Origin of the sequence: Trichocoleus sp. DQ-A1, from assembly GCF_039961955.1 — a bacterium.
Lineage (GTDB): Bacteria > Cyanobacteriota > Cyanobacteriia > Cyanobacteriales > FACHB-T130 > FACHB-T130.
This window is the reverse complement of sequence record NZ_JAMPKE010000002.1, coordinates 19,896-46,039: the sequence shown is the minus strand read 5'-3', so window position 1 is coordinate 46,039 and position 26,144 is coordinate 19,896. Positions and strand designations below refer to the sequence as shown.

General features: G+C 47.1%; 24 protein-coding genes. 13 read left to right on the top strand and 11 right to left on the bottom strand.

All coding sequences use genetic code 11. The features are described from left to right. Positions 1-10 precede the first annotated feature (10 nt). The 3 genes from NDI33_RS02755 to NDI33_RS02745 form a co-directional block, all read right to left on the bottom strand. Complete coding sequence (locus NDI33_RS02755; RefSeq protein ID WP_190674075.1) at positions 11-1,660, bottom strand: alpha/beta hydrolase; 1,650 nt, start codon at positions 1,658-1,660, stop codon at positions 11-13. A 78-nt stretch (positions 1,661-1,738) separates the two neighbouring features. Continuing rightward, positions 1,739-1,885: a hypothetical protein gene (locus NDI33_RS02750; protein ID WP_190668600.1), complete on the bottom strand. Its 147-nt coding sequence runs from the start codon at positions 1,883-1,885 to the stop codon at positions 1,739-1,741. A gap of 134 nt (positions 1,886-2,019) precedes the next feature. Beyond that, complete coding sequence (locus NDI33_RS02745; protein ID WP_190668603.1) at positions 2,020-2,223, bottom strand: ChaB family protein; 204 nt, start codon at positions 2,221-2,223, stop codon at positions 2,020-2,022. Positions 2,224-2,373: 150 nt separating this feature from the next. Between NDI33_RS02745 and NDI33_RS02740 the strand changes: the two genes are divergently transcribed. Then, positions 2,374-3,645: an FGGY-family carbohydrate kinase gene (locus NDI33_RS02740; protein ID WP_190674073.1), complete on the top strand. Its 1,272-nt coding sequence runs from the start codon at positions 2,374-2,376 to the stop codon at positions 3,643-3,645. A gap of 44 nt (positions 3,646-3,689) precedes the next feature. Here the strand turns inward: NDI33_RS02740 and NDI33_RS02735 are convergent, their stop codons facing one another. The 3 genes from NDI33_RS02735 to NDI33_RS02725 form a co-directional block, all read right to left on the bottom strand. Next, positions 3,690-4,250, bottom strand: coding sequence for a GNAT family N-acetyltransferase (locus NDI33_RS02735; RefSeq protein WP_190674070.1), 561 nt, complete (start codon positions 4,248-4,250; stop codon positions 3,690-3,692). Between the two features lie 52 nt (positions 4,251-4,302). After that, a complete protein-coding gene (pcrA, locus tag NDI33_RS02730) occupies positions 4,303-6,648 on the bottom strand; it encodes a DNA helicase PcrA (RefSeq protein WP_190674067.1) in 2,346 nt (781 codons plus the stop codon). Between the two features lie 154 nt (positions 6,649-6,802). Continuing rightward, positions 6,803-7,000, bottom strand: coding sequence for an NblA/ycf18 family protein (locus tag NDI33_RS02725; protein WP_190531908.1), 198 nt, complete (start codon positions 6,998-7,000; stop codon positions 6,803-6,805). 391 nt (positions 7,001-7,391) lie between these two features. Between NDI33_RS02725 and NDI33_RS02720 the strand changes: the two genes are divergently transcribed. The 3 genes from NDI33_RS02720 (at position 7,392) to NDI33_RS02710 (ending at position 10,183) form a co-directional block, all read left to right on the top strand. Continuing rightward, on the top strand, positions 7,392-8,588 hold the full coding sequence (locus NDI33_RS02720; RefSeq protein WP_190674061.1) for an aminotransferase class V-fold PLP-dependent enzyme: 1,197 nt from the start codon (positions 7,392-7,394) through the stop codon (positions 8,586-8,588). 74 nt (positions 8,589-8,662) lie between these two features. After that, positions 8,663-9,751: a glycosyl transferase gene (locus NDI33_RS02715; protein ID WP_190674058.1), complete on the top strand. Its 1,089-nt coding sequence runs from the start codon at positions 8,663-8,665 to the stop codon at positions 9,749-9,751. Positions 9,752-9,766: 15 nt separating this feature from the next. Further along, the gene (locus NDI33_RS02710; RefSeq protein WP_190674055.1) at positions 9,767-10,183 is read left to right on the top strand and encodes a secondary thiamine-phosphate synthase enzyme YjbQ; all 417 of its coding nucleotides are present in this window, start codon (positions 9,767-9,769) and stop codon (positions 10,181-10,183) included. Positions 10,184-10,244: 61 nt separating this feature from the next. On the opposite strand, the gene NDI33_RS02705 is transcribed toward NDI33_RS02710, so the two are convergent. Further along, a complete protein-coding gene (locus tag NDI33_RS02705; protein ID WP_190674052.1) occupies positions 10,245-11,099 on the bottom strand; it encodes a WecB/TagA/CpsF family glycosyltransferase in 855 nt (284 codons plus the stop codon). An 824-nt stretch (positions 11,100-11,923) separates the two neighbouring features. On the opposite strand from NDI33_RS02705, the gene NDI33_RS02700 reads away from it, so the two are divergent. The 4 genes from NDI33_RS02700 (at position 11,924) to NDI33_RS02685 (ending at position 14,850) form a co-directional block, all read left to right on the top strand. Beyond that, positions 11,924-12,301, top strand: a complete 378-nt coding sequence (locus NDI33_RS02700) for a Mo-dependent nitrogenase C-terminal domain-containing protein (RefSeq protein WP_190441194.1) — start codon at positions 11,924-11,926, stop codon at positions 12,299-12,301. 63 nt (positions 12,302-12,364) lie between these two features. Beyond that, the gene (locus NDI33_RS02695) at positions 12,365-13,135 is read left to right on the top strand and encodes a hypothetical protein (protein ID WP_190429189.1); all 771 of its coding nucleotides are present in this window, start codon (positions 12,365-12,367) and stop codon (positions 13,133-13,135) included. 230 nt (positions 13,136-13,365) lie between these two features. Further along, positions 13,366-13,626 (top strand): hypothetical protein, encoded by a 261-nt coding sequence (locus NDI33_RS02690; protein WP_190415235.1) that lies wholly within the window; start codon positions 13,366-13,368, stop codon positions 13,624-13,626. Positions 13,627-13,653: 27 nt separating this feature from the next. Next, on the top strand, positions 13,654-14,850 hold the full coding sequence (locus tag NDI33_RS02685) for a murein transglycosylase A (protein WP_190525605.1): 1,197 nt from the start codon (positions 13,654-13,656) through the stop codon (positions 14,848-14,850). Between the two features lie 136 nt (positions 14,851-14,986). On the opposite strand, the gene NDI33_RS02680 is transcribed toward NDI33_RS02685, so the two are convergent. Continuing rightward, positions 14,987-15,862, bottom strand: a complete 876-nt coding sequence (locus NDI33_RS02680; protein ID WP_190674049.1) for a DUF5895 domain-containing protein — start codon at positions 15,860-15,862, stop codon at positions 14,987-14,989. A gap of 581 nt (positions 15,863-16,443) precedes the next feature. Here NDI33_RS02680 and NDI33_RS02675 point away from each other — a divergent pair. Next, the gene (locus NDI33_RS02675; RefSeq protein WP_190415230.1) at positions 16,444-18,384 is read left to right on the top strand and encodes a cation:proton antiporter; all 1,941 of its coding nucleotides are present in this window, start codon (positions 16,444-16,446) and stop codon (positions 18,382-18,384) included. A gap of 161 nt (positions 18,385-18,545) precedes the next feature. Here the strand turns inward: NDI33_RS02675 and NDI33_RS02670 are convergent, their stop codons facing one another. Next, positions 18,546-19,241 carry a cytochrome b N-terminal domain-containing protein gene (locus NDI33_RS02670; protein WP_190674046.1) on the bottom strand — a complete coding sequence of 232 codons (696 nt, stop codon included), beginning with the start codon at positions 19,239-19,241 and terminating at the stop codon, positions 18,546-18,548. Positions 19,242-19,392: 151 nt separating this feature from the next. Further along, positions 19,393-20,094 (bottom strand): alpha/beta hydrolase, encoded by a 702-nt coding sequence (locus NDI33_RS02665; protein WP_190674043.1) that lies wholly within the window; start codon positions 20,092-20,094, stop codon positions 19,393-19,395. 41 nt (positions 20,095-20,135) lie between these two features. Here NDI33_RS02665 and NDI33_RS02660 point away from each other — a divergent pair, with 41 nt between their 5' ends. The 4 genes from NDI33_RS02660 to rfbB all read left to right on the top strand — a co-directional run bounded on the left by NDI33_RS02660 (position 20,136) and on the right by rfbB (position 25,400). After that, the gene (locus NDI33_RS02660) at positions 20,136-20,855 is read left to right on the top strand and encodes a precorrin-2 C(20)-methyltransferase (protein ID WP_190415225.1); all 720 of its coding nucleotides are present in this window, start codon (positions 20,136-20,138) and stop codon (positions 20,853-20,855) included. Between the two features lie 246 nt (positions 20,856-21,101). Continuing rightward, a complete protein-coding gene (locus NDI33_RS02655; protein ID WP_190674041.1) occupies positions 21,102-23,036 on the top strand; it encodes a hypothetical protein in 1,935 nt (644 codons plus the stop codon). 225 nt (positions 23,037-23,261) lie between these two features. Further along, the gene (gene rfaE1 / locus NDI33_RS02650) at positions 23,262-24,287 is read left to right on the top strand and encodes a D-glycero-beta-D-manno-heptose-7-phosphate kinase (RefSeq protein ID WP_190674038.1); all 1,026 of its coding nucleotides are present in this window, start codon (positions 23,262-23,264) and stop codon (positions 24,285-24,287) included. A gap of 51 nt (positions 24,288-24,338) precedes the next feature. Continuing rightward, positions 24,339-25,400: a dTDP-glucose 4,6-dehydratase gene (gene rfbB, locus NDI33_RS02645; RefSeq protein ID WP_190674035.1), complete on the top strand. Its 1,062-nt coding sequence runs from the start codon at positions 24,339-24,341 to the stop codon at positions 25,398-25,400. A 205-nt stretch (positions 25,401-25,605) separates the two neighbouring features. Here the strand turns inward: rfbB and NDI33_RS02640 are convergent, their stop codons facing one another. Continuing rightward, positions 25,606-26,139, bottom strand: coding sequence for a DUF456 family protein (locus tag NDI33_RS02640; RefSeq protein ID WP_190674032.1), 534 nt, complete (start codon positions 26,137-26,139; stop codon positions 25,606-25,608). Positions 26,140-26,144 lie beyond the last annotated feature (5 nt).

Sequence of the window (26,144 nt, the reverse complement as noted above, 5' to 3'; positions counted from 1 at the left end):
CAAGAATTACCTATACAAACGGGATTGGCAGCCCATTTTCGGGAATTCTATCCAGTTCGATCCGGAAAGTCCCCTCAAACCCGGTTTCTCTGACATCAAACTGCCAGCCGCCGTTCACCTTCTGCATCTCCTCCTGCGGCGAAGGCTGGAAGCCTTCCCGCATAAACTGCTCATCGGCATGGAGGTAGAGTTTCAGGTTGGGCTGTAGATTGGTTGGTAGCAAGGCACGGACGTAGTACTGCTTGTTGAAAATCTTGTTGTCCGAGAAACCAAAGCCATAAAGATCGCGTTCGCCAATATAAAATTCTACGCGCAACACCATATCTTTGGCACTGAGGCTCTTTTTCGTGTCGAGGTATCCTTGCCAGATGAGTTTGTTATTATCTGCCCAAGGAAAGCCGAGACTCTGATTGGCTTCCGAGAAGTTAACATTTTTGTCAAGCGGATCAACTTGACTAAAGGGGCCATAGCAATTTTCGGCATCTTTACTTTGATGGAAAAGCTCGAAGTCTACACCCCGCGGCTTGATAGAAACGCCCAGAAAAAATTCGCTCTTGCCGAAGAAATCCTTACCACGAGTAACTTTTCCCTTCACCAAGCGCAGCCGCGATCGCACGTTCCCAAAAAAGAAGCGGGTTGCCACTTCAAACGCTTCTCGTGAAGTAATCAGCGAGTCGTCACCCCCGTGGCACTTGTGGACGAAAGTGCGCGGTGTGCCGGGGATTTGCGCCGAAGTTTGTTTGACTAAACCATCGCTGCGATTGTAGTTTGCCCCATACTCGCCTTCTAGGGAGAAGGCGCGATTTAACCGGGATGCGATCGCGGCGTCGTAGCTACGGTAGTTTGTTCCAACCACTGTCAGCAGTCGTTCTGCGGGAAAATAGTTGTGAAAATTAACGAAAGCCGCATCATTTCTAGGGTCTTTTTGAAAATCAGGATTAAAATGCTTTAACTCATCTTCCGCACTAATATTGATCCAATTTTTGAGAATTTGGAAACTGATGCCTTGGTGCGGCGTACCGAGGGTGACAATTTTGTTAATGTAATTCTCTGCCTTCTGTTGCTTCGAGGTTGGATAAGTGCGTTGAACTGCCTCGCGTGCGATGAGTCCACCCATTGAATGGGCAATGATATTCACCTTGGGCTTAAAGCCTTCCTTTTGGACTGTAAGTTCCCGAATAAAGTCGATCAAGCGAACCAGTGCTTCACCATACACGTTGAATTTTCGCTCGTCCAAGTCGTAGTAACGAAATACCCAGAGAGTTTGCCAGGGTTGCTCAACCGTTTCCAGCAGATGTAGCGCCATGCCGGGGTCAATAATGATCTTATTGCCAGAAAAATAGCCCAACTCCTTCAAGCGCATAAATTTTTCCACGATATCCTTATCTGTGGAGCGCTTCAGTTTCTCCGGTAGCAGCGGTTCGTAGGCATAAGTTTTACCGTAGTACCCGACGACGTTAGTGGTGTCTTGGTACTTCCAGTTCGACTTCATAAACCGCAGAATTAGCCCCTCGTAGATGTAGTTTTCACCTTGTTTTTGAGGGTAAACGGTACCAACATTAAATCTCTGGTAGGTGTCTTTTTTCTCGTCGGCAACGTCGAGTCCACCAAAACCTCGAATTAAAATGATTGGTTGGGGACTTCTTGTGGGTTCAGACATTGTGACCTCTGTACTTTGGGTATGAAGCACTATTGTCTACCTATTGGAGGAACCAGACTCCAGAGTTGTTTGCAGATGTTAATAAGCGCGATCGCATCTCTTTCCACTGCGATCGCGTTGGTATGAAGTGCTGTTCGTTGCTTGTTGGGCAGCAGCAGCTTCGGCTTGAGCTGTTGTCACTTCCGCTTGAGCGGCTTCAGCTGGCTCTTCAGGAGGCGATCGCATCGATAAACCAGTCGATGTTATTTTCTACACAGCGCTCGCAAACATGAGAGAGCGATCGCGCATTGCGCCCATTTACCTGGAAAAAGCTCCCTATAAGCTCCATTCAGGCAAACCTGATTTTATTGTTGTCATATCTATTCCGGCTTTTTATGCCAGTTCCCATCATCTCCCTTTTCGTAATCGCGCTTTACCGCACTCCAAGCAACCTTGAAGGCAGTTTCTTCCTCTTTATACTCTTCGTTAGCATTGTTAAATGCAGCGAGAAAAATTTCTTGAGCGTGCTTGGGTAGGTGATCTTTTACCGAATCTGGTAATTCGTCAGTTTGTTTATAAGGCATAAATTTAATCACCTGATTCATGTAATACTAACTTGCAATTTTAAAATTTTAAAATCCTATCTCTAAAGACCTATTTTCTAATTTAATTAACTAGAGATAGCAAATAAAATAACTTGAGTCTCTCTAGAACCTAGAATCAATAATCTCATTATGAACCTCTACCTTGGCATTGATTTTGGCACCTCTGGCGCACGAGCCGTCGCAATTCACGCGGATGGGACGATCCAAGCTGAGGCGGAATATCCCTTTGAGGGAGTGGCATTGGCTGCAAGCTGGGAGAAAGCTTTGTTTTCCTTGATTGAGCAAATCCCTTTGGAAGTACGCGGGGAAATTAAAGCGATCGCTATCGATGGAACTTCTTCCACAGTGCTGCTGTGCGATGACGCTGGTAAACCTGTTACTGAACCTATCCTCTATAACGATGCGCGAGGGGTGGAAGTCATGGCGCAGTTGCAGGAAATTGCGCCCCCAAACCACACGGTATTAAGCGCTACCTCCAGCCTCGCCAAACTTTTATGGTTGCTTCAAAATTCAGAGCAGGTACAAGGGTCTACTCCTATAATTCAAAATTATTACTTCCTTCATCAGGCAGATTGGCTGGCATTTTTATTACATGGAAAACTGGGCATAAGTGACTATCAAAATTGTTTAAAATTAGGCTACGATGTCGAAAATTTATGTTATCCAGAATGGTTAGTAAATCTCAAGTTACCCGTTCATCTTCCTGAAGTTATTGCCCCAGGGACACCTGTTGCTGAATTAAAACCTGAAATTGCTACTAACTTGGGATTACCCAAAGATTGCCTAGTGTGTGCTGGAACCACGGATAGTATTGCGGCTTTTCTCGCTAGCGGTGCCAAGTCGCCCGGTGAAGCGAGTACCTCCCTCGGTTCAACGCTAGTGCTGAAGCTGTTAAGTCGCACTCGCGTAGATGATGCAAAATACGGAATTTACAGCCATCGTTTGGGCGATTTGTGGTTAGTCGGCGGTGCTTCTAATACTGGCGGTGCTGTGCTGCGAAAATTCTTCACCGATGCTGAATTAGAAAGCCTCAGCAATCAAATAGATGCAGAAAAAGAGAGTCAGCTTGATTATTATCCGTTGTTAAAAGAAGGCGATCGCTTCCCGATTAACGACCCCCATCTATCGCCGCGACTGGAACCCCGTCCCGATAACCCAGTAGACTTTTTACACGGTTTGCTCGAAAGTATCGCCAGAATAGAAGTACGAGGGTATCAACTTTTACAACAACTCGGTAGCACTCCTCTAACTCGCGTTTACACGGCTGGGGGTGGTGCGAAAAATCCCACTTGGACAACAATTCGCGCCCGTCATCTGCAAGTGCCAATTGTTCCGCCAATGCACGCAGCCGCTGCTTATGGTTCTGCGTTATTAGCTATGCGCCGACTCAATATCAAGTGAGAACCTCTCTCCTTTATTATCTAAAGACGCGATATATCGTGTCTCTACGTTTCCTTTACAAATTTGTACATCAATACACTATCGATATACTTTCCAGATGCTAATTTCATATCTTTGGGACATCTTCCTTCTTCTTGAAAACCGAATTTTTTGTAGAGAGCAATCGCGCTGCGATTTGTAGAGAACACTGCTAGAGTCACCTTTTCTATCAGCAGCTCATTCGCTGCCCAATCAAGCAGTTCTTGCAGCAAAAACGAGCCGATGCCTTTTCCTCTCCATTCTCTGCCAACAAAAATGGAGAGTATCCCGCTATGAGAGGTGCGTCTTCGGTTTCCGTTCTCAAACTCAACAAATCCGACAACTGTGTTGTTAATCTCAGCTACCAAGTAAAGCTGCCCTGGTTGCTGAGAATGCTGTTCAATTGTTTCTTTTTCCTCCGATTTGGTTAAGTTAAATTCCTCAGCCTCAGTCACCATATACTTGCCTTCTTGGGCGACTGAAAATTGAAGATCGACGAGAGCTTTTGCATCCTTAATCAAGGCACTCCGGACTGTAACAACATCTTCAGTTTTCGAGTGGTATTCTTTTGGGGTGATTTTACTCACGGCTCAAATCTCAATCGTTTTGAGTTTTGAATGAATCAGCTCTCCTGACTGTTTATTCCGCTCGTTGCAGTTGGGCAATCTTAGGATCGATGATTTTTATACCGATGCCAGGAAATCTCACGGCGAGAGTTATTTTGTTTCCTTGCCCGAAAATGTTAGTAATTTGACCGACACCAAAGGCTTTGTGGAGGACGCGATCGCTCACGCTCCAATTCTGCCCTAGACTGCTGGCACCATTGGATGTTTGTCTCGGAGATGTTGACGCCATACCAGCGCGACTATTAGCAGTTGCCTTTGGTAAATTACTACTCAGCAAATCTGCGGGTAACTCCTTGAGAAACTGAGAATGAATGGCTGGTTCGCGGGAACCCCAGAGGCGACGTTCGCGGGCATGGGTGAGATAGAGTCGTTCTTGAGCGCGGGTGATGCCCACATAACAGAGGCGGCGTTCTTCTTCCAGCTGCGCCGGATCGTTGAGAGTCCGAGTATGAGGAAGCAATCCTTGCTCCATTCCTACCAAAAAGACGACTGGAAATTCTAGTCCTTTGGCAGAGTGCAACGTCATCAGCGACAAGCGCGATCGCTCTTCTTTCACATCATCCAAATCAGAAGATAGGGAAGCACTTGCGAGAAAACCCTCTAAGCTTGAATCTTCGTTTTCTTCCTCAAATTGCAGAACAGCGTTTTTGAGTTCAAGGACGTTTTCCAATCGGTTTTGCGATTCGTCGGTGCCTTGACTTTTCAAATCCTGAATATAACCAGAATCTTGCATCACTCCCTGCACGATTTCCGAAGCTGGCAGCGTGTCCAATTGTAGCTGCCAGTGGCAAATCATCTGCACAAAGCTGTTGATAGACTTCGCCGCACGTCCAGCTAACGTCTTGACTGAGGTTTCATCTTTGAGGATTTCCCACATTGATACGCCTAATTCTTGGGCGACATCCGAGATCGCATCCAAGGTTGCTTTGCCAATACCGCGACGCGGAGTATTAATGATTCGCGACAAACTCAGCGCATCTGCTGGATTCACAATTAGCCGCAGATACGCGATCGCATCTTTAATTTCTTTGCGGTCGTAAAATTTTAAACCCCCAACAATGTTGTAGGGAACACCCGCACGCACCAAGCACTCTTCAAAAGCACGAGATTGAGCATTCGTGCGGTAGAGAATAGCAAAACTCCCCCAGTCTAACTCTGGATCTTTATGTTTCAGGTTGCGAATTTGATGCACGACGAACTCAGCTTCCGTAATCTCGTTGTCGGCTTTGTGACAAAAAATTTGTTCGCCTGCCCCGCGTGTCGCTTTGAGAATTTTATCAATCCGCTGAGTGTTATTTTCAATGAGTTTATTTGCCGCTTGGAGAATATTTTCCCTAGAGCGATAATTTTCCTCCAGCTTCACCATCGTCCGCGTATCGTCATCCGGCAAACCATCCCCAAAATTTTCTTGAAATTCTAGCAAGATAGTGAAATCTGCCATGCGGAAAGAGTAGATGGATTGATCTGCATCACCAACTACAAAAACTGAGCGATCTTTCCAATCCCACTGATTCTTCCTAGTTTCTCCATTCGTCGTCAGCAGGCGAATCAGATCGTACTGAATCCGGTTGGTATCTTGATATTCATCCACCAAAATGTGACCAAATTTTCGATGCCAGTAACCTAAGACTTGCTCGTTTTGTTGAAATAGCTTTACCGGAATCGCAATTAGATCATCGAAGTCAAGCGCGTTATTTTCTGCCAGTCTATCTTGGTATTTGCTGTAAACTTCCGAGATTACCCGTCCGCGATAGTTCGCCTGTTCCGCCTCAAATTCTTTGGGGGAAAATCCCTGATTCTTGGCGTTGCTGATGGCATAACGAACCGAACGCGGCTCAAACTTTTTCTCATCCAGGTTCATTTGTTTGGTGACAATCTCTTTCACCAAACTTTGAGCGTCGGATTCATCAAATATTGAAAAATTGCGGCTCCACTTACGTCCTCTTTCGTCTTGATATTTCTCGATATCGTATCGAAGGATACGAGAGAACAGACTGTGGAAAGTACCAATCCACAAGTCTTTGATGTAAATTTTATAAACGCGCGATCGCAATCTTGTCTGTTCATCCGCTGGTAACGCTGTCAGTGGCTTCCCATATTCTTTTTCAGCGAGCTGTTCGGAAAACAGCTTTTCCATCCGCTGCTTCATCTCCCGTGCGGCTTTGTTGGTAAAAGTCACCGCCAGGATATTTTCCGGATCGACCCGGTGCTTCAAAATGAGATTGGCAATTCGATAAGTCAGCGCCCTCGTTTTGCCGGAACCAGCACCGGCAACAACCAGCAAAGGCCCGCAGAAATGCTCGACAGCGCGACGCTGGGAGGGGTTGAGGTGGCTAAGGAAGTCAGTAGTGGTGGTCATGGTTCAACTGGAGGGATGCGACGCAAGAGCGTATTTTAGCAAGGCTATCCCATACTACCTAACCTGGTTGACCACCATTGCCGTCCCTCCCTTAAGAGAGTGCGATCGCCCAGCATTAACTTTATCATCCCGAATGTGCCACTACGGGTAAGATTCATGCAGACATTTCGCCTGCATCAAGTCCCCACTCGTGCTTCAGAAAGGACTTGTACATATTTTCTTTGACAATCATTTGCTCGTACAGCATAATCAAAAATTCCTGTGCTTGTTCGCGGGACATATTTTGCACTTGGTCTGAGAAGCTTCTAATACTGAATTTTTGCTCTAAAGATAATTCAATTGGCTGATTCATAGCGAGTTCCTTTACTCGTTATAAGATGAACTTTGAACCGATTTTTGATTCTCCCTTGTTGTTTGTTATTTGCTAGGGAAATAACTGGGTTCTAAATGTTGTGTAGCATCAAAAAGAAAACTTGGTATTAGATGCATAGCAACTTAACCGACACTCAACGCCATTTTGTAGCCTGCATACAAGGGAAATCTGAGAAAGAGATTTTGTGAAATTTGATTCACGTTCTTGTAAACTTGTCAAGTCAACGCACCGGATTTATGCAAAATTTTAAATAAGTTAACATTATCTAGCAACCGTTACAGCGATAACCAATTGCAACGCCTCTGCTGCCGTATCCAGCAAAGCTACGAAGTGACGATTCCTTGTTCAAGTGAAGTCTAATATTGATACTATGACGAGCATTTCTCCAGGACAAACGCTGCTAGAACGCCATCGGCAGCAATTTCCAGCTCTCGCGAATAAAGCCTATTTCAACTATGGCGGTCAAGGCCCGATGCCCCAAGCAGCATTGGATGCTATTTTCCAATCCTATGAATACGTGCAGCGTGTGGGGCCGTTTTCCAATGAGGTAGGGAGTTGGGTGGTACGGGAGGCGACGGAAACTAGAGTTGCGATCGCGTCTTCTCTGGGTGTCTCTCCCCAGACCATTACCCTGACTGAAGATGTCACCGTCGGCTGCAATATCGCCCTCTGGGGCATGGACTGGCAAGCCGGAGACCATCTGCTAATTTCTGACTGCGAACATCCAGGCATTGTGGCAACCGTTCAGGAACTCCAACGGCGCTTTAGCATTGAAGTATCCTGCTGTCCGCTCATGAGAACTTTGAATGAAGGCGATCCCGTAGCAGCGATCGCAGAATATCTGCGCCCCAAGACCAGAATGGTCGTGCTGAGTCATATCCTCTGGAACACGGGTCAAGTCTTGCCGCTGGCTGAAATTGCTGCCGCCTGCCGCAACCATTCCACCGAAAATCATCCCATCAGAATTTTGGTGGATGCAGCTCAATCCGTGGGGTCAATGCCGTTAAATTTGACAGAATTGGGGATTGATTTTTATGCTTTCACGGGCCACAAGTGGTGGTGCGGGCCAGAAGGCGTCGGCGGTCTGTACGTGCGACCGGAAGCTTTAGAAAGCCTGAACCCCACCTTTATCGGCTGGCGCAGCATTATCGGCAATTCATCCGGTCAACCGATTGGCTGGCAACCGGATGGGCGAAGATATGAAGTCGCGACTTCTGCCTATCCCCTCTATGCTGGGCTTAGGGCTGCGATCGCTCTTCATCAGCAATGGGGAACCCCAGAATCTCGCTTCCAACAAATCCTAGAGTTGAGCCAATACCTCTGGCAACGTTTAGCCGAACTTCCTCACATCAAATGTCTGCGAAATGCACCGCCAGAATCCGGTCTTGTCTCCTTCCAGCTTTCAGGAGGGGGCAATCACCAGCAATTAGTACAATCTTTAGAAAATCAAAACTTGCTGGTTCGGACAATCCGCAATCCCGACTGTGTACGCGCCTGCGTTCACTATTTCACCCTGCCATCTGACATTGACCAACTTGTTGAAGCCATTCAAAAATTGAGTCAGTAGTCACGGGTCATTAGACCTTAGGAATTGGCAACTAGATTAATGACTAATCACGACTGACTACTGACTAATGACTAATGACTGCTAAGCACCCAATTTTATACATCGCTATCACCAATCATGGCTTCGGTCATGCAGTCCGAGCGGCATCCGTCGCAGCGGCAGTTCAGCAAATGTATCCAGAAATTTTGCTGATTCTGGTAACAACAGCACCCCGCTGGTTACTAGAATCTTATATTTCAGGGGATTTTATTCATCGCCCTCGCGGTTTTGATATCGGTGTTGTGCAAGCTGATAGTTTCGCAATGGATAAAGCCGCGACTTTGGAAAAAGTGCAACAAATTCGCGCTCAAGAAAAATCTATTATTGCCAGTGAAGTAAACTTTATCCGTCAAAACCGAGTAGGTTTGATTTTGGCAGATATTCCACCGTTAGCAGCGTCAATTGGCAAAGCGGCTGGGATTCCTTGCTGGATGCTGAGTAATTTTGGCTGGGACTTTATCTATCGGGCGTGGGGAGGAGAGTTTATTGCAATTGCGGATTGGATAAGCGAATGTTATGCAAAGTGCGATCGCTTGTTTCGCTTGCCCTTCCACGAATCGATGAGTGCTTTCCCAGAAATCGTCGATGTCGGCTTAACCGGCGGCACTCCTCGTCACAGCGCAGACACACTACGATCTAAATGGGGAATTACCACACCAACCGAGCAAACCATCTTGCTCACCTTCGGCGGTTTAGGGTTACAAGAAATTCCCTACGACAATTTGCTGAAGTTTTCCGATTGGCAATTTATCACCTTTGACCGGAATGCACCCGATTTACCAAATCTTATAAAAATTACAGACCAATCTTACCGCCCAGTCGATTTTATGCCAATATGCGGGCGCGTCGTTTCCAAACCTGGATACAGCACTTTTGCCGAAGCTTTGCGATTGGGAGTACCGATTGTGACGCTAACAAGAGAAGACTTTGCCGAAGCGCCTCTGCTGCTTGAAGGCATCCAAAATCATACCTATCATCAAATTCTACAACCTGCTGAGTTCTTCCAAAGCAACTGGGAGTTTTTGCATCAACCAATGCTTCCACCCCATCAATCTCAGATGGTGGCGACAGATGGAACCGAAGCGATCGCCCGTGCTGTCGCCAGCTATTTCCAAAACCGTTAATTTTTTCGAGCCGCAATGACTCATTACCAACAGATCCTGACCGTTCAAACTCCTGGCAAATCTTTATACAAAATTACGCCCAAAGTTCAAGCGATCGTTACAGATTCGCGTATACAGACTGGACTTTGCACCCTGTTTTTGCGTCATACCTCAGCCAGTCTGCTGATTCAAGAAAATGCCGATCCAGATGTTCTCAAAGATTTAGAGAACTTTTTAACAAAACTCGCGCCGGAAAGCGATCGCTACTTCCACAATGCAGAAGGCCCTGATGATATGCCAGCTCACATTCGCACTGCTGTGACTCATACTTCTGAACAAATCCCCATCGCTGGCGGTAAATTGCTATTGGGAACCTGGCAGGGAATCTATATTTGGGAACATCGGCAGCGCGGTCATTATCGAGAAATTGTTGTTCACATCGCGGGTGACTAAGCTAGATGAGCGTTCCAAAACGCTAGTGACTTCAATCCGTAACTGCTACACAACTTTGTAACTAGCGATTGATTGCTTCTGGGTGGCGCTCAGCGCTGCTGGTTTCTACTTCTATTGAGTCTTGCTCGACAGGAAGTAATTTGAGCAGCTGTAAACCCAAGAGAATCAAATAAAGAGGATTCAGTAACCAATAGCGCTTCCATAGGCGTTTGGGTTCCTGTAAAAAGCGGAAAAGCCATTCTAAACCCAAGCTCTGCATCCAGAACGGAGCTTCAGGAATGTTGCCAGAATGAAAATCAAAAGCAGCACCCACAGCAACGATCGGACAATCTAGCTGATGGCGATGATTAAAAGCCCATGCTTCTTGGCGCGGACAACCCAAAGAAACAAAGACAATTCCCGCGCCAGATTCCCGAATTTGTTTAGTGTATGCCGCATCTTCTTGCGGCGTTAAAGGGCGAAACGGAGGAGAAACTGCTCCGGCAATCATCAAGCTGGGAAATTTTTCTTGTAAATTCTTCTGTAAAGTTTCTAGAACTGCTTCCGTAGAGCCATATAGAAAAATACTTATTTCTTTAGCAGCAGCTTGTTCGCAAATATTTAACATTAGCTCTGGACCCCGCACCCGCTCCGGGAGTATCTCTTCATCACGATTACGAAGAAGATTGAGCGCCCAACGCACCGGCTGACCATCAGGGGCAACTAGAGTAAATTGATTGAGTTGATAACCATGACCGTCTGGGTCAAGATAACCGGAGGTAATGCTATGGACATTCACTGCTGCAACGGTACAAGATTGGCGTGATTGGGCACTTTGAATAATCAAATCCGTACAGTCTTTATATTTAGTACGACTGACTCCAATTCCCAATATATTTGTCTTAATTGGAGTTGTTTTTAAAGTTCGGGTGTTCATCTTTACCTTGAACTCACATATATTTTGTAGAGCGATCATAATTTACCTTTGCAGTATAACTTTGCAAGTACTTTTACGAAATTTATTTTTAATGATTTTTAAGTATTGCTCTTTGAAAATAGGGCAAAAACTGAATCAACTAGCTGTAGCTTAAGATTTCTATCTCTATTTTTTTATTCCTCAGTGAAATAGGCAATTTATTACCAACTTTTATTTTTTATTTCATCAGCAAAATTGCTGAATTCAAATTGGTAGACGGGAAATGATTTTATCAACTTGGCTAGGTTCTTTCACTGTCTTTCACTTCTCCTTAGAGTTTTCAATGAGTGATTATTTTCTCGTCGTTAAAGGAAAATAAATGGCTCTGATTCTAAGAAAAGTTAGGAAGCGAGCGAGCCGCGAAGCGTGTAGGGGCATTTTTGCCGAAAGCAAAGCAACCACAGACCTTACAGCCTTTATGCAGACAAGTTTATGCGAGAGTGCAGTGGCAATATATGCGTGTAATCACTGAAACCTGGAAGGGACACTCACAAATATTCAGTGATGTTCCTCACGCAATATAGACAGGAAATTAGGGAGGATGATAACAGAAGAGTTCTCACAAGCCTTTTGTCTGTCAAGTCGGCATCCGAGATTAACCGAGCAAAGAACAAAAAATAGCGATCGCGCGTCAATGATTAAGTAAGTCTAACGGTCAAAGTTTCTAGAAACGCTCAAATCTCACAGCCAGCATCCGGTAAAAGCAGAGTCGCAGTTGTAGATAAAGGACAGACAGTTAAATTTAGCTTTTTGAAGACTTGAAAACGTAACACAGGAGAAGCATCATGAATGTATCCCAGTATACAGTAAAAAATATTTCCCTGACAAGCTGGTTCTGGATGCCTCAAGAAGAGGTTTCCCAAAAGGTAGCCCCGATTCAACAACCCACAAAAGCACAGACGCGGTTGAACTTTCTGCAACCTCTGCGCGAGTGGATTGACAACATACAAGTGCGCGATCGCGAACTCGCTCATCGCCTGTGCAAGTCAATCCCCTCCCAGTGCCCCTTTGAGCGCGATATCAAAGTATTTGGTCGCACCCTGTTTCACATTCCTCCAATGTGCAAGCTGAATCCGCTTTACGAAGAAGTCGTAAGCCTACGTTTCCGGGCACTTTGCTATCTAGCAGATGAATGTGGAGAAGATGTCACCGCATACTGCTAAGATTCCTTCTCAGGCGTCTTAAATTAAAGACGTGAAGATTCTGTGCATTATTGATAAGACATCATGGCTATCATTGCCCTGAGAGGCTGGTATCTCCAAGAGTATGAGCCGATTAAAGAATTAGAGAAACGTCCCCACGATCTGCGATTGAGCAAAAATAGCTTGCTGAAGTCTGGATTACGGGCAGATTTTTTAGAAGACAGCCAGGATGTTAAGCGCTCAGCTTGGTTTGGTCGTTATCTAGAAGGGGAATCGGTAGAGTTTTACATCGAAGGCAGCGGTGGCTACATAATCTCCAACATTGACCTGACAAGCCACGAGATTTATTTCACCAAACAGACGGTGATGGCGAATCTGGAACCGATTATCTTCCTCTGCCATCAGACTGAATATGCGGCGTCGAGTGAAGCCCTGCGAGAGGGACTGGCTAACGCCCTAGAAGTATTAAACACGCGATCGCGTCTTCCTTTGACGCTAGAAGTATCCAACCGCCCCACAGGTGCCTCAAATCGCCTCAACACCACGCAGATGCGAAAAATTCGGAAGAGTCTGCTATTTGTTGCTGATGGGACACCTATCACTAGCATTTCCAGGGAAGAAACGCCCCTACTCATTCCCAGTCCGAATGTTTGTGTAGAAATTGGCTACGCCTTTCAAAGTAAGCGTTCTGAACAAATTCTGCTAGCTCAAATGGAGCGTTCGGAGATGTCGGGACAGTTTCCCTTTGACCTTCCCAACCATCAACAACTGTTGTTTAACAGTGCGTCGGAACTGCATCAGACTTTACCGCCCCTGCTAGAAACCCTGCTGCATCGGTTTAATCTGTTTTCCTAGTCATTCGTCACTGGTCATTACAGTATATAAATTTCAACCTGTGAAAACAGGTTCTAGCCGTGAAGCCTGAATTTTAATTCAAGGCTCTGAAGCCAGTGCTATTCGTCATTCGTTGGTTGCTACAGACTAATAACGAATGACCTTTTGAGAAAATTCTGTAGAAATAGCCTGTTATTTTCGACCATTCTCAGCTCATAATAATCAGGACGGATTGAAAATCAATCGACTGTATGCCGAGAACTCCCACCGAATACGCTGTACACCTGATGATAGAAGGTGGTCACAAAGCAGAAGTGCGTTTTGCAACCATTCAAGAGTTTCAGAAGTGGTACAGCGGCGAGCTGATGCCCAAAGCCGCCTCCACGGACTTTATCAGTGTGCCGATCAAAAATATCCAGGGCGAGTACATGGTTATACGTCCCGTCAGCATTAGGGCAATCCGAGTGGAACCTGTCTTCGCCGGAAGTGTCGATAGAAGTGACTACGAATAGCTATCACTTTCCCTTTTGGTGTAAGTAATGAGAAAGACATTGGCTTTACTGTCCCTGAGTTTTGGTGTAACTCTGGGAAATGTCACTTTGCCTGCCCTCGCTAAAGATCCCCTGTCCGTTCCGCTGATACCAGTCAACTCAAACCTTTTAAATCTTGTCTGTTGCCGGTCAGATGCACTGGGACTTGATGAGCAAATCTGGGGGCAAAACGGTCAAGCCGGAGACCGAAAAGCTTTAATCGCCTCGATTGATAACAGTCTGCGATATTTACAGACAAACAGTGCCGCTCAAGCCTACCAGCAGTATCCGGTGCCGGGAATCACCCGCGATCGCGTCCGCCGATCTTTGGTTCGCTTTCGGCAGCTAGTTCTCAACTCTGGTTCGGCTGCCGAACTGCAAGCCGCAATCAAGCGTGAGTTTGTCTTGTACCAGTCTGTAGGCAAGGACAATAAGGGGAACGTTCAGTACACCGCCTACTACGAACCAACCTATACAGCCAGCCGCAAGCAGACGGCAGAGCATCGTTATCCTCTCTATGGGATGCCGTCAAACTTCAACTCTTGGCCCAAACCCCACCCCACACGGGTTCAGCTAGAAGGGGAGGATGGCTTGCTGGGAGCGAACAGTCCGCTAAAAGGGCTAGAAATCGCTTGGATGAGCGATCGCCTGGAAGCATTCTTGGTGCAAATCCAAGGCTCTGCTCAGCTCCAGATGACCGATGGAAGCGTGATGACGGTCGGTTATGCGGGTGGAACCGATTACCCCTACACCAGTGTTGGGAAAGAACTCGCTAAAGATGGCAAACTGCCCCTATCCGGTCTGACGTTACCTGTGCTGATCAAATACTTCCAGCAAAATCCTTTGGAGCTCAGTAACTATATCCCGCGCAATCAGCGCTTTGTTTTCTTCAACGAAACCAATGGTGCCCCAGCGATGGGAAGCGTTGGGGTGCCGGTGACACCTGAGCGTTCGATTGCGACGGATAAATCTTTGATGCCTCCGGGTGCTTTAGCTTTAATTCATACAAGAGTTCCCTACTTTAATCGTGCCGGTAAGATCGAACAGCGTCTGGTGAGTCGCTACGTACTCGACCAGGATAAAGGAAGTGCAATTCTGGGTCCCGGTCGCGTAGATTATTTTATCGGAACGGGTAAACGGGCGGGCGATCGCGCGGGTGTCACCGGCGGCAACGGGCAACTGTATTACCTGCTGCTAAAACAGTAAATTTTTTAGCGTCCCACAACCTAAGAAATTGAGGCGATCGCGTCCTAATCCTACCTAGAAATTAAAAGTAAAAAGGCAAAAGTAAGAAGTTTTTACTTTTGCCTTTTTAAGTTTTTACTCTTTCCTTGTGTCCTATTTAATAAGGAGGTTCGCCGTACTCAAATTCATCGTGATAATCGTATGAACTAGACACCCCTGCCATCTCCATTTTGGGCGCGGGGGTTTCCTCTTTCGGTTTTTCTTTTCCGAAGTCTTGGTACTCCTCAAAAGTCTTGCAGATAAGCGCAGACTCGTCAGAACTGGAAGAAATTAGATATTCTGTCAAATTCTTAGCAGTAGGATGCTCATAATCTACTGTACTAGCCACCAGAGCCGTATTTGTGCCACTGCCCCTTTCCTCCATTTCAATTAACGGACAAAAAATTCCATGAGCATGAAACAACGGCCCTTTTGGTGTTAAAGGCTGCTTTCGATACTGAGCATAAGCCTTTTCCAATTCAGCAATAAATCCACCGACGACTTGACCTTGTTTCATCTCGCAGTAGGATTTTCCAAAACTAGCACCTGCTGCACCATTCACCGTCAATTGCAATGGCAAGTGATGCAAAAGCTTTTGTTTCTCCCCCACTAAAAAAATCAAGTGGCGAGTGAATGTCTTAAACTTGAGCTTGTCTGCCAAAAAAGCATCGTAGTTATCTTTAAACGTACCCAATTTCATCCCAGTTTCACGGTCTTTCACAGACAATGGACCCCGCCGCACGATGACTAAGCGGGGGGTAGTAGTGATAAACAGCGTTTCGACTCCGGTGCTAAACTCATGCTGCACCTGGTCCCAAGTGGCATCCGGTTTAAAGCCAACCGCATTAGCGTTATCTAGCTTAATTGCCAATCCGTGCGGCTGGATGCCAGTTTTCCCATATCGAGGATTGATCATCTGGCACCAAGGGATAACTTGAGAAGGTGGTGCATTGAACTTGTCGTCGTCGAAGTCAAAATTCGCAGATGCGTTCATGGTCTTAGGCATCCAAGTCGTGTGCTGATCAAGTTTACAAGTCTGAAGCAAGTGGTGATATCCGAAAAGATACCGTAGAAATGATAAAAGTAACACAAGTGCAGCTAACCGGCTTTATTGACACCCCTACTCCAGTTGAATGCCAGCAAGAAGCAGTGTTTCTTCGAACAGCTTGCTAGGATCGAACCAGCACAGTAGAAAGAGGTTCTTTGCGTTCTGAGTGCAGGAACGGTTGTCCAGTGAGAAGATTTGGGGGAGTTGCTGCTGGATTTTTCTCAACAAACGGATTGAAAAGCGTGGTTGAAAGGGCAAGCAATTCAGTAAAGGAGCGATCGCACTTTTCTTCTGTGCGCTTTTGGCATCTACTCTATATACCCTGTTTGCATCACAGACAAATTTTTGCTTTTTCAGTAGATTTTTAGACCGACCGTGTATCATAGACTACAGATATTTGTCTCAAAATATCCGATGCAAAGACAGGTTGACTATTGCATAGCAGCCAGGAAGGGTTAATATTTACTATCCTTTACCAAAGATATTGATATTGATAAAACTTCGTTGGTTTTATCAAAATCTACAACATGGAAACATCCTTTGAACTAACCCTGCAAATCGTTATCACGGTTGTTGCAGGTATCAGCGCCCAGGTTTTAGCCCAATATCTTCAGGTTCCTAGCATCGTCTTTTTGCTGCTGTTTGGCATTCTCCTGGGGCCTGATGGCTTGCGCCTGCTACACCCGCATTCTCTAGGTACTGGCTTAGAGGTCATTACTGCCCTGGCAGTGGCAGTGATTCTGTTTGAGGGGGGGCTGAACCTAGAGCTGAGAGAGTTGGGAAAGGTTTCCGGCAGCCTGCGAAACTTAGTGACACTGGGAACGCTGATCACGCTGCTGGGCGGTGGTATGGCAGCTCACTGGCTGGGTGAATTTCCCTGGCCTATCGCTTTTCTCTACGCTTCCTTAGTGGTCGTAACGGGACCAACCGTGATCAGTCCTCTGCTGAAACAGGTGCAAGTAGATCGGCAAGTGGCAGCACTTCTGGAAGGAGAAGGCGTCTTAATTGACCCAGTAGGGGCTATTTTGGCTGTCGTCGTGCTAGACACCATTTTGAACGCCGATACCGACCCCATCGAAGCTTTCATCGGTCTCGTCTTACGCTTAGGCATCGGCGGCGGCATTGGCGTTGTCGGTGGCTGGTTGATGGGTTGGATTATCAAACGCGCCAAGTTTCTTTCAGAAGACTTAAATAACCTGGTCGTTCTGGCTGGGTTGTGGGGCTTATTTGGTTTGGCGCAAACAATCCGCAGTGAGTCGGGGTTAATGGCAACCGTGATGGCGGGAATTGTTCTGGGTGCCTCCTCAATCCCAGAAGAACGGATGTTGCGGCGATTTAAAGGACAATTAACGATTCTTGGCGTTTCGGTTTTGTTCATCCTGCTGGCAGCTGACTTGTCCATCGCAAGTGTATTTGCGCTGGGGTGGGGAAGTTTGTTTACAGTTCTGGCACTGATGTTTATCGTGCGACCGATAAACATCGGCTTATGTACCTTCAATAGCGACCTGAACTGGCGGCAGAAGCTGTTTTTGTGCTGGATTGCTCCTAGAGGAATTGTTTCGGCGTCGGTTGCTTCTCTATTTGCCATTTTTCTGACCCAGCGGGGCATCAACGGCGGCGATTCTATCAAAGCGTTGGTCTTCCTCACGATTATCCTGACCGTATTTTTGCAAGGACTGACAGCACGTTGGGTTGCTCGTTGGCTGCAAATCAACCTCCAGGAAGCAACGGGCGCTGTGATTATTGGTTGTAATCCCTTAAGCCGCCTGATTGCCCGTTTGTTTCAGGAACAAGGAGAGTCTGTAGTGCTGATTGACACAGACCCCGAAGCGTGCCAAAAAGCAGAGCAGGAAAATCTGCGGGTATTTTTAAGCAGTGGTTTGGATACGGAAGTTCTGGAAGAGGCGGGACTCGACTCAATGGGAACCTTTCTGGCAATGACGAATAATGGGGAGGTGAATTTAGTGTTGGCGCAGCGTGCTTCTGAGGAGTTTCGTCCTCCTCGTGTGTTGGCAGTATTTCCCCAAGCGAATACACCGACTAATAATAGTAAGGTTCACCAAGCTTTCATTCCTAATTTATCAATTAAGAATTGGAATCAATACCTGAACGATGGACAGGTGAAGTTAGGCAAAACGTCACTCAAAGAGCCTGGTTTTTCGTTTCAACAAGCTCATCTACAAGCCTTAATTCGTTCCGGGGAGCTAGTACCCTTACTATTTTTACGGGAGGGGCGTTTCCAAGTGGTACCTGCGACAGAGGATTGGGAAGCGGGAGATCAGATTATTTATGTGCTGCATGACCCTCGACCAAAACTCTTGAAGCGTTTATCGGGTGCGAGTCCATCTTCTCGTTTGGCGCTAGAGAAACTGCCGGAAGTTGAAGAGGTACCCATCTCATCTGCAAGTGTAGGTGTCCTTTTGGGAGAACTCAAACCAGAACCTCAAACAGAACCTACAGAAGCTTGACACAAGACAGTCGCGACTATGCCAATCTGCCTGGAAAGCAAGAAAAGCGATCGCATATTCTTGCACTTGGCGGTTGAAACCGCACAGCGACAGCAAGCACACAACCGAAACCTTCCAGGAGCAGGTTACTAAGTGAACCTAGATTTGCGACTATAAATTTGCTATTTCTGTGACTCAGCACTACTGAGGCTGAGAGATTTTGGATCGTTCTTTGCCTGCGCGGATTCTGACTCGGTGGCTAAGTTGGTGGCGGCTAATTTCATCTGAAGCTGCTTGTGCTGTCTTTCCTGGACTAATAACCCGCCTAGATGAATCAGTGCGATCGCGATCGCTCCCACGGATAAAATGTAGCTGTGTAGGGTGTAGAGGTGTTCGACAGTAGCTGTAGTAATGGCTCCACCACCTGTAACGATGTCTCGCAGCTGGGAGCCAATAAAAGGAATGGCTTCGATAGTTCCCAATTCGATGCTCAGACGCCAGTAGCCGAGTTGAGTCCAGTCGAGAATCATCGCCGTCCAACCGAGCGCGATCGCGGTTAATGTCAATAGAATGCCACTAATCCACGCAGTTAACCAACTATTCGTAAATTGTCGCCCCAGAAACATCACGACAATTTCGATTAAAGACACTGCAATTAACCCATTTCCCGCGAGATCGTGAACGCGGAGAATCACCCAGCCATTGGAAACTTCATTTGCGATCGCTTGCAGGGAATCATAAGCACCACCCGCCGCCGGTTCGTAGTAGAAAGCTAACAGAATTCCAGTCACAGCAGCGATTAGGCTCAAGGTTAGAATCCCAACAGCCAGGATCGTAGCCAAACGCCGAAGGACAAATTCATACTGCTGGGTTTTCATGGCTAAACTTTACTTTTCTTAACATTAGTCAAATGCTAGCCAGTTGCAGAAGGAATTTCGTTGTCCTAACAGCGTATGCCTAAAGGCTGAATCGTTGTGATGAGTCATGAGTGATTCGCCAACCGCCAATGACTCATCAGCATTACCCATGTCATGCCAAATACTCCACCCAAGACGGTAAAGCGACTGGCGAACCGTACCAAATGCCAGGAGTTCTGGGTGAGTGCTTGACACCTTCGATAACCAGATTGGTTGCTCCCTCCAGATGAGCCGCTTCAATCGGCGTAATCCCATCTCCCCAAGTGTTACCAATCCCACAGGTAAGTTTGTAACTGCTATAGGCTAGCCACTGCCCCGGACGCCTCGCCCCGAAGATAGATTTACCGGCAACGCAGATGTAACGCACCGTTGAGTAGAAGGCTCCTGGATAGTTCATCTTGACAAAATCTAAATTTTTCCGCGTCCAGCGTTCCCCACTGATATGGGGCGTTCCCAAGGTGACAAGCGTGGAAACATAAGGGTGAGCGTGCCACAAACCAGCGTCTTCTGTGACATCTCCGTGAATAGAATAAGGTTTTTCCCCCAGGTAGATCCGGGAAATCCAGCCGCCAGCAGAGTGACCAATCAGGTTAAGCTGAGAAACGTTGTATTGCTGCAACATTTGTTTTACCGTGCGGTCGAGTTGCCTCAAAATCGGAATCATCGACCGTCCTCCTACAGTGGGCACCCAATCCCGACTTCGCAAGGGTACGGTTACAGTGGGGAAACCCGATTCTTGTAGAGATTGTTCGAGTGGACGGTAGGCGATCGCGCCTTCGAGATATCCGGGCAAAATGACAGTCGGTAAAGGCATTTGAGATTTTGAGTTTTAGCTTTTAGATTTTAAATTTTATTGTGCAATCAGGTATCTTGTACGGCATTGGCGTGGGTCCCGGCGATCCAGAACTGATTACTGTGAAGGGACTCGGCATTTTGCAACGGGTGCCGGTGGTGGCTTTTCCCGCTGGGTTACACGGTAAGCCAGGAATCGCTCAGCAGATGGTGGCTCAATGGTTGAATCCCCGCCAAGTGCAATTAGCGTTAACTTTTCCTTACGTACAAGAAAGCGAGATTTTGACTCAGGCGTGGCAAGTCGCAGCCCAAGAAGTCTGGCAATCTCTAAAATTGGGTCAAGATGTTGCTTTTGTCTCGGAAGGCGATGTCAGTTTCTATAGCACGTTTACCTATTTGGCGCAGACACTGCAACAACTGCATCCTGAAGTAATAGTGCAGACAGTGCCGGGAATCTGTTCCCCTTTGGCGGCGGCAGCGGTGTTAGGAATTCCACTGACAATTCGCGCTCAGCGCCTCGTCGTGTTACCAGCGATCTACACGGTAGGAGAGTTGGAAGCCGTTTTAGAATGGGCAGATGTGGTGGTGCTGATGAAAGTGAGTTCAGTTTACGAGCAAGTTTGGAAAGTGTTGCAGCAGCGCGGGTTGCTGGAACGTAGCTGGGTTGTGGAACGGGCAACGCTACCAGAGCAGGTAATTTATGCGGGGTTAAGCGATCGCCCGAATCTGAAATTGCCTTACTTTTCTTTATTAATTGTGCAAGTAAACGAGTCAGTGGATTAATTTCTTCAGGAACTTGAGGAGAGTGGCAACTTTTGGGCTTTTTTTCCAGTCTTGGCGATTGGGTCAGAGAACCTGAAAATTAACTTTTAAGCATTTTAGACTGAAATAATTGAGATTAAAATTCAGAATCTGAAACTAATATAAAAGCGGAGTGCTTGTTTTGATCGCGATCGCGTGCTTGCCGCACGTACCCACCTGACCTGATTCCCAGCCTGTCCTGTCGCTGAGGAGTGTAACTTACCTGCTATGTCCTATCTCTCATTCATTAGAAACCTGCCTGAAAAGTTAACTCAGCCGCCTCTGATTGCAGCTTTGGCTTCCGTGGGCATCCACGGAGTGCTGGCGATGACCCTTCCCAGTTTATCCGCGTCCTCCAAACCGGAAGAGCAGAAGCCGCGAGGGACTGTCAAAGTTGTGGAGTTAACACCGGCAGAGCAAAGCCGCATTCCGCAACTTGCACCGCCGCCCGTGTCGCTGCCACCGAGTCCCAACCAAACCCAGCTGTTGCCACCTTTGCCGCCGCCGTCTTCCGTATTGCCGCCGATCCCTAGCTCCCCACCCTACAAATTTCCGCTGAACTCCACACCGCAACCTAACACTGGGGCTGGGTTGCCGGAGATTTTTCAGAGATCGAGCGATCGCCGTCAGCAAAGAGCTAGGCAAAATCCTTTCAATCCCAACAACCCAAACTTTATCGTAGGACGGCTTCCCGACCCCCCCAAAGTTCCCCAATCAGGTTCTCGGAAAGTTACACAGCAAGAGATTCGCCGTCGCCTGTTTCAGGGATTGCCCGCTGGTGTCCAGCCGGGGCAGGACGACATTTCCGCTCTATTTCCGCCGCCACCGCCCACTTCCGATCAACAGACACCTTTCAACCCTTCTGAGGAATCTTCTGGGAAACAGCCGCCTATCGATTTTGGACAACAGACGCCTAGCAATCCCAAGCCACAGAGGTCGATTGATTTTGGACAACAGACGCCAAATTCGGAATCACAAATAGCAGCGAATTCCGAACAACAAACGTCTAAAAATTCTGAGCAACAACCTCCAGCGACTTCCGGACAACAGACGCCTCCTCTTTCTCCACAACAAATAGCAATGGCGCGGCGCGAACTGCAACGGCAGCAAGTCCTTGCTGATATACGGCAGCAACGTCGAAACTACGCCTATGACGGAAATGGCACTCGTGATGACGATTACAGACAAAAGTTAGCGGGTTGGGGTTCTAGACTCAACAAAGTCCCATCGAAAGAACAAGAAATTACGCTAACTTCTCAATTTCGTGCGTGCTTTATTAAGAAGCCGGAAGCAACTGCTTTAGTTGGGGCGCAGGTGGATGCTAAAGGTAGTGTCACGACCGAACTGCTTAGGAGTTCTGGTTACAACATTTTGAATGAGAAAGCGCAGGAAGTCGTTAAGGCTCATTCCTTTGGTGCAAAGGAACAAGTTTATGTTGTTCAGGTCAAGTTTGCGTACAACGAAAAAGATTGTCCGCCGATGACAGCTTCACGAGAAGCTCGAAATTCTCAAGAAGCTCAAGATTCTAGAAAACCACGAGATTCTCAAGAATCCTCTGAGTCTCAAAAACCACGGGATTCTCAAAATTCCCAAAACTCACCTGCGCCGAGAAAACTACGAGATTCTCAAGAAGCTCAAGATTCTAGAAGACCACGAGATTCTCAAGAATCCTCTGAGTCTCAAAAACCGCGGGATTCTCAAAATTCCCAAAACTCCCCTGAGCCGAGAAAACCACGAGATTCTCAAGAATCCTCTGAGTCTCAAAAACCACGAGATTCTCAAAATTTCCAAAACTCCCCTGAGTCGAGAAAACCAAGAGATTCTCAAGAATCCTCTGAGTCTCAAAAACCACGAGATTCTCAAAATTCCCAAAACTCCCCTGAGCCGAGAAAACCACGAGATTCTCAAGAAGCTCAAGATTCTAGAAAACCACGAGATTCTCAAGAATCCTCTGAGTCTCAAAAACCACGAGATTCTCAAGAAGCTCAAGATTCTAGAAAACCACGAGATTCTCAAGAATCCTCTGAGTCTCAAAAACCACGGGAATCTCAAGAATCCTCGGAGTCCAAAAAACCGCAAGATTCTCAAAATTCTCAAAACTCACCTGAGCCGAGAAAACCACAAGAATCTCCGGATTCTCAAAATTCTCAACAGACACCCTGAACATAGTTCATAAGAGACGAAGACAGTATTAGACAGTCGGTTGGGTTGAGGAACGAAACCCAACAAATGCTTATGCGTGTTGAGTTTCGTTCCTTCACCCAACCTACAACTCCCAATAATCTCTAAACTCAAGTGGGAGTAGGGCTAGCTGTTGGAATCCAGATGGATTCATTAAAAGTGCCCTCTTGCAGGATAATAAACCCTTGGACTTTTGCGACCTCCTCTATGGCTTTAGATGCTTCCTTCTTGGCTCAGCTGCAAAATTCATCTGAGCGATTAATTCAGCTGCTGGATAACTTTGCCCAAGCACGGGTGCTAGTTGTCGGGGATCTTACTCTCGACGAGTTTCTGACGGGTCAGGTAGAACGAATTTCTCGTGAAGCACCCGTGTTGATTCTGCGCCACGAAAATACCCGGCAGGTGCCTGGGGGTGGAGCGAATGCCGTCTATAACTTGGCAACGTTGGGGGCACAGGTGAAGGTGGCTGGATTAGTCGGAAAGGATGACCAGGGGCAGGCGTTGCGCCATATCTTTGAGGCAGCTGGAATTGATACCAGTGGAATGTTGCTCGATCCAGACCGCCCGACGGTGACGAAAACCCGGATTTCTGGTCATGCTCGGCAGTCGGTGACTCAGCAGATTGTGCGAGTTGACCGGAAATCGGATGAGTTGCCAGATCCAGATTTGCAGCTAGAGCTTGCTGAGTATATTCAGGAACATCTAGATACAGTGGATGCAGTAGTTTGCTCAGATTATGGCGATGGCGTTTTTACTCAGCCTGTAATTGAGGCGGCGTTGTCTCACCAGAAGACAATAGTGGATGCTCAAGTCGGTCTCCAAAGATACCAAGGAGCGACGCTGTTTACGCCAAATTTGCCGGAGGCGGAGCAGGCGGTGGGGTATGCGATCGCGTCTGGGCAAATCACCCAAGCTGGACGCGACCTCTTGGCGCTGACTCAAGCCCAGCAAATGCTGATTACTCGCGGTGAAGAGGGGATGAGTTTGTTTGACCGCAACGGGACGGAGCAGCATATCCCAGCGTTCAACCGTACCGATGTGTTTGATGTGACTGGCGCTGGAGATACTGTGGTAGCGGCGCTGACGCTAAGCTTAGTTGTTGGGGCGTCATTCTGGGAAGCGGCGGTTTTGGGAAATTTGGCGGCTAGTATCGTGGTACGCCAATTTGGAACGGCAACCACCAGTCCAGAAGAGATGAAGGCGGCTTTACTGGCGTTGTTAGAAGAAGAATAAACGAACCGCCAAGACGCAGAGTCCGCAGAGGGAAGAAAAGGAGAGAGTTTGATGAGAGGAAGCCGTCGGTTGTTGGTGACAGGTGGGGCTGGGTTTATTGGTTCCAATTTTGTGCATTATTGGGGTAAGGCTTACCCTGACGATCGAGTGGTGGTACTAGATGCGCTCACTTATGCAGGGAATCGCTATAATTTGGCGTCCTTGGAGGGGCAAGAAAATTTTCGGTTTGTCAAGGGGGATATTTGCGATCGCGCTTTATTAGACTCGCTGTTACAAGAAGAAAATATCGATACAGTGGCTCACTTCGCCGCTGAATCTCACGTTGACCGCTCAATTCTAGGTCCCGGTGCCTTCATTCAAACCAATATTGTCGGCACATTCACCCTATTAGAAGCTTTTCGGAAACATTGGGAAACAAGACAAGAGGGAATTTTTCTTCATGTTTCCACCGATGAAGTCTACGGTAGCCTCAATCCTAGCGATCGCGCATTTACAGAAACAACGCCCTATGCCCCAAATAGTCCCTATTCCGCATCGAAGGCGGGTAGCGACCATTTAGTCCGCGCCTATTACCACACCTATGGCGTCCCCACCATTATCACCAATTGCTCTAACAATTACGGCCCTTATCAGTTTCCTGAAAAGCTCATTCCCTTGATGTGCATCAATATCTTAATCGGCAAATCTTTGCCTGTTTATGGTGATGGGCAGAATATCCGGGATTGGCTATATGTTGGCGATCATTGTAGCGCTTTGGATGTAGTGATTCATCACGGCAAACTGGGCGAAACCTACAATATTGGCGGCAATAATGAAGTTAAAAATCTTGACTTAGTTAATATGTTGTGCCAGCTAATGGATGAATTAGCACCTAATTTACCCGTGCATCCTTGCAAAAAATTGATCGCATTTGTGAAGGATCGACCGGGGCACGATCGTCGCTATGCGATTGATAGCACTAAATTAAAAACTGAGTTAGGGTGGACTCCTTCTGTAACGGTTGAAGAAGGTTTACGACGCACTGTTGAATGGTATCTCACTCACCGCAATTGGTGGGAACCGTTACTGTCTGAGGAGTACCAAGCTTATTATCGCCAGGTTTATGTTTCTTAAAAATTTCCTACCTTAACGCGAATAGCACTGATTTAAGAGCCGTAAAATAAATTTCCGGCTTCACCACGCAAACCCATTGAAACAAATTGAAATCGCTATCCAGTTGGCTTTAGCTAACTTTAGGGATTAGCTAGCCCGAAATTTGTTTCAGGGCAGAGCTGTGGGTAACGCTAAGCTTAAGCCAGTGCAATTCGATTTAAATTTCTTATGCCCCAGATCCAAAGGGCCAAGTTGTGTATAAGAATACGCTCACGGCGGCGAGCGCGAGTAATCCCTGAATCAAATTTCCAATCAGCGAACCCACCACAATGCCTATCCCGGCTTTCAGCGCTAGCTTGATTCTTGGCTCAAATTCTAAATCGCGTCGGTAGAGAAACTCTCCAGTAATCGCTCCCAGAAGCGGTCCGATCAAAATTCCGATCAGTGGCCCCGCAACTAGAAAAGCGGGTAACAATCCCAAAAAGCCTAGCACCAAGCCAACAATGGCTCCAATCTGCCCCCACTTGCTAGCCCCTGCTTGTTGCGCCCCCAAGTAGGTTGCTAAGAGATCGACGCCAACGCTAAGTAGCAACACTAGAATAGCAACGCCCAGCGCCACAGACACGCTGCTAAAACTGTGAACGGCTCCCCAAACCACAATAGCAATCACAATCAAGCTAGTTCCAGGAATGCCGGGAACCACTGCGCCCACGACGCCAACGAGCATGAGGACAACGAGAAGCCAGTAGAGAATCGTCATGGATA

Excerpts from the sequence above, each read along its gene's own strand:
- NDI33_RS02755 (WP_190674075.1), bottom strand. The coding sequence starts at position 1,660 with ATGTCTGAACCCACAAGAAGTCCCCAACCAATCATTTTAATTCGAGGT.
- NDI33_RS02750 (WP_190668600.1), bottom strand. The coding sequence starts at position 1,885 with ATGCGATCGCCTCCTGAAGAGCCAGCTGAAGCCGCTCAAGCGGAAGTG.
- NDI33_RS02745 (WP_190668603.1), bottom strand. The coding sequence starts at position 2,223 with ATGCCTTATAAACAAACTGACGAATTACCAGATTCGGTAAAAGATCAC.
- NDI33_RS02740 (WP_190674073.1), top strand. The coding sequence starts at position 2,374 with ATGAACCTCTACCTTGGCATTGATTTTGGCACCTCTGGCGCACGAGCC.
- pcrA (WP_190674067.1), bottom strand. The coding sequence starts at position 6,648 with ATGACCACCACTACTGACTTCCTTAGCCACCTCAACCCCTCCCAGCGT.
- NDI33_RS02725 (WP_190531908.1), bottom strand. The coding sequence starts at position 7,000 with ATGAATCAGCCAATTGAATTATCTTTAGAGCAAAAATTCAGTATTAGA.
- NDI33_RS02720 (WP_190674061.1), top strand. The coding sequence starts at position 7,392 with ATGACGAGCATTTCTCCAGGACAAACGCTGCTAGAACGCCATCGGCAG.
- NDI33_RS02715 (WP_190674058.1), top strand. The coding sequence starts at position 8,663 with ATGACTGCTAAGCACCCAATTTTATACATCGCTATCACCAATCATGGC.
- NDI33_RS02710 (WP_190674055.1), top strand. The coding sequence starts at position 9,767 with ATGACTCATTACCAACAGATCCTGACCGTTCAAACTCCTGGCAAATCT.
- NDI33_RS02705 (WP_190674052.1), bottom strand. The coding sequence starts at position 11,099 with ATGAACACCCGAACTTTAAAAACAACTCCAATTAAGACAAATATATTG.
- NDI33_RS02700 (WP_190441194.1), top strand. The coding sequence starts at position 11,924 with ATGAATGTATCCCAGTATACAGTAAAAAATATTTCCCTGACAAGCTGG.
- NDI33_RS02695 (WP_190429189.1), top strand. The coding sequence starts at position 12,365 with ATGGCTATCATTGCCCTGAGAGGCTGGTATCTCCAAGAGTATGAGCCG.
- NDI33_RS02690 (WP_190415235.1), top strand. The coding sequence starts at position 13,366 with ATGCCGAGAACTCCCACCGAATACGCTGTACACCTGATGATAGAAGGT.
- NDI33_RS02685 (WP_190525605.1), top strand. The coding sequence starts at position 13,654 with ATGAGAAAGACATTGGCTTTACTGTCCCTGAGTTTTGGTGTAACTCTG.
- NDI33_RS02680 (WP_190674049.1), bottom strand. The coding sequence starts at position 15,862 with ATGAACGCATCTGCGAATTTTGACTTCGACGACGACAAGTTCAATGCA.
- NDI33_RS02675 (WP_190415230.1), top strand. The coding sequence starts at position 16,444 with ATGGAAACATCCTTTGAACTAACCCTGCAAATCGTTATCACGGTTGTT.
- NDI33_RS02670 (WP_190674046.1), bottom strand. The coding sequence starts at position 19,241 with ATGAAAACCCAGCAGTATGAATTTGTCCTTCGGCGTTTGGCTACGATC.
- NDI33_RS02665 (WP_190674043.1), bottom strand. The coding sequence starts at position 20,094 with ATGCCTTTACCGACTGTCATTTTGCCCGGATATCTCGAAGGCGCGATC.
- NDI33_RS02655 (WP_190674041.1), top strand. The coding sequence starts at position 21,102 with ATGTCCTATCTCTCATTCATTAGAAACCTGCCTGAAAAGTTAACTCAG.
- rfaE1 (WP_190674038.1), top strand. The coding sequence starts at position 23,262 with ATGGCTTTAGATGCTTCCTTCTTGGCTCAGCTGCAAAATTCATCTGAG.
- rfbB (WP_190674035.1), top strand. The coding sequence starts at position 24,339 with ATGAGAGGAAGCCGTCGGTTGTTGGTGACAGGTGGGGCTGGGTTTATT.
- NDI33_RS02640 (WP_190674032.1), bottom strand. The coding sequence starts at position 26,139 with ATGACGATTCTCTACTGGCTTCTCGTTGTCCTCATGCTCGTTGGCGTC.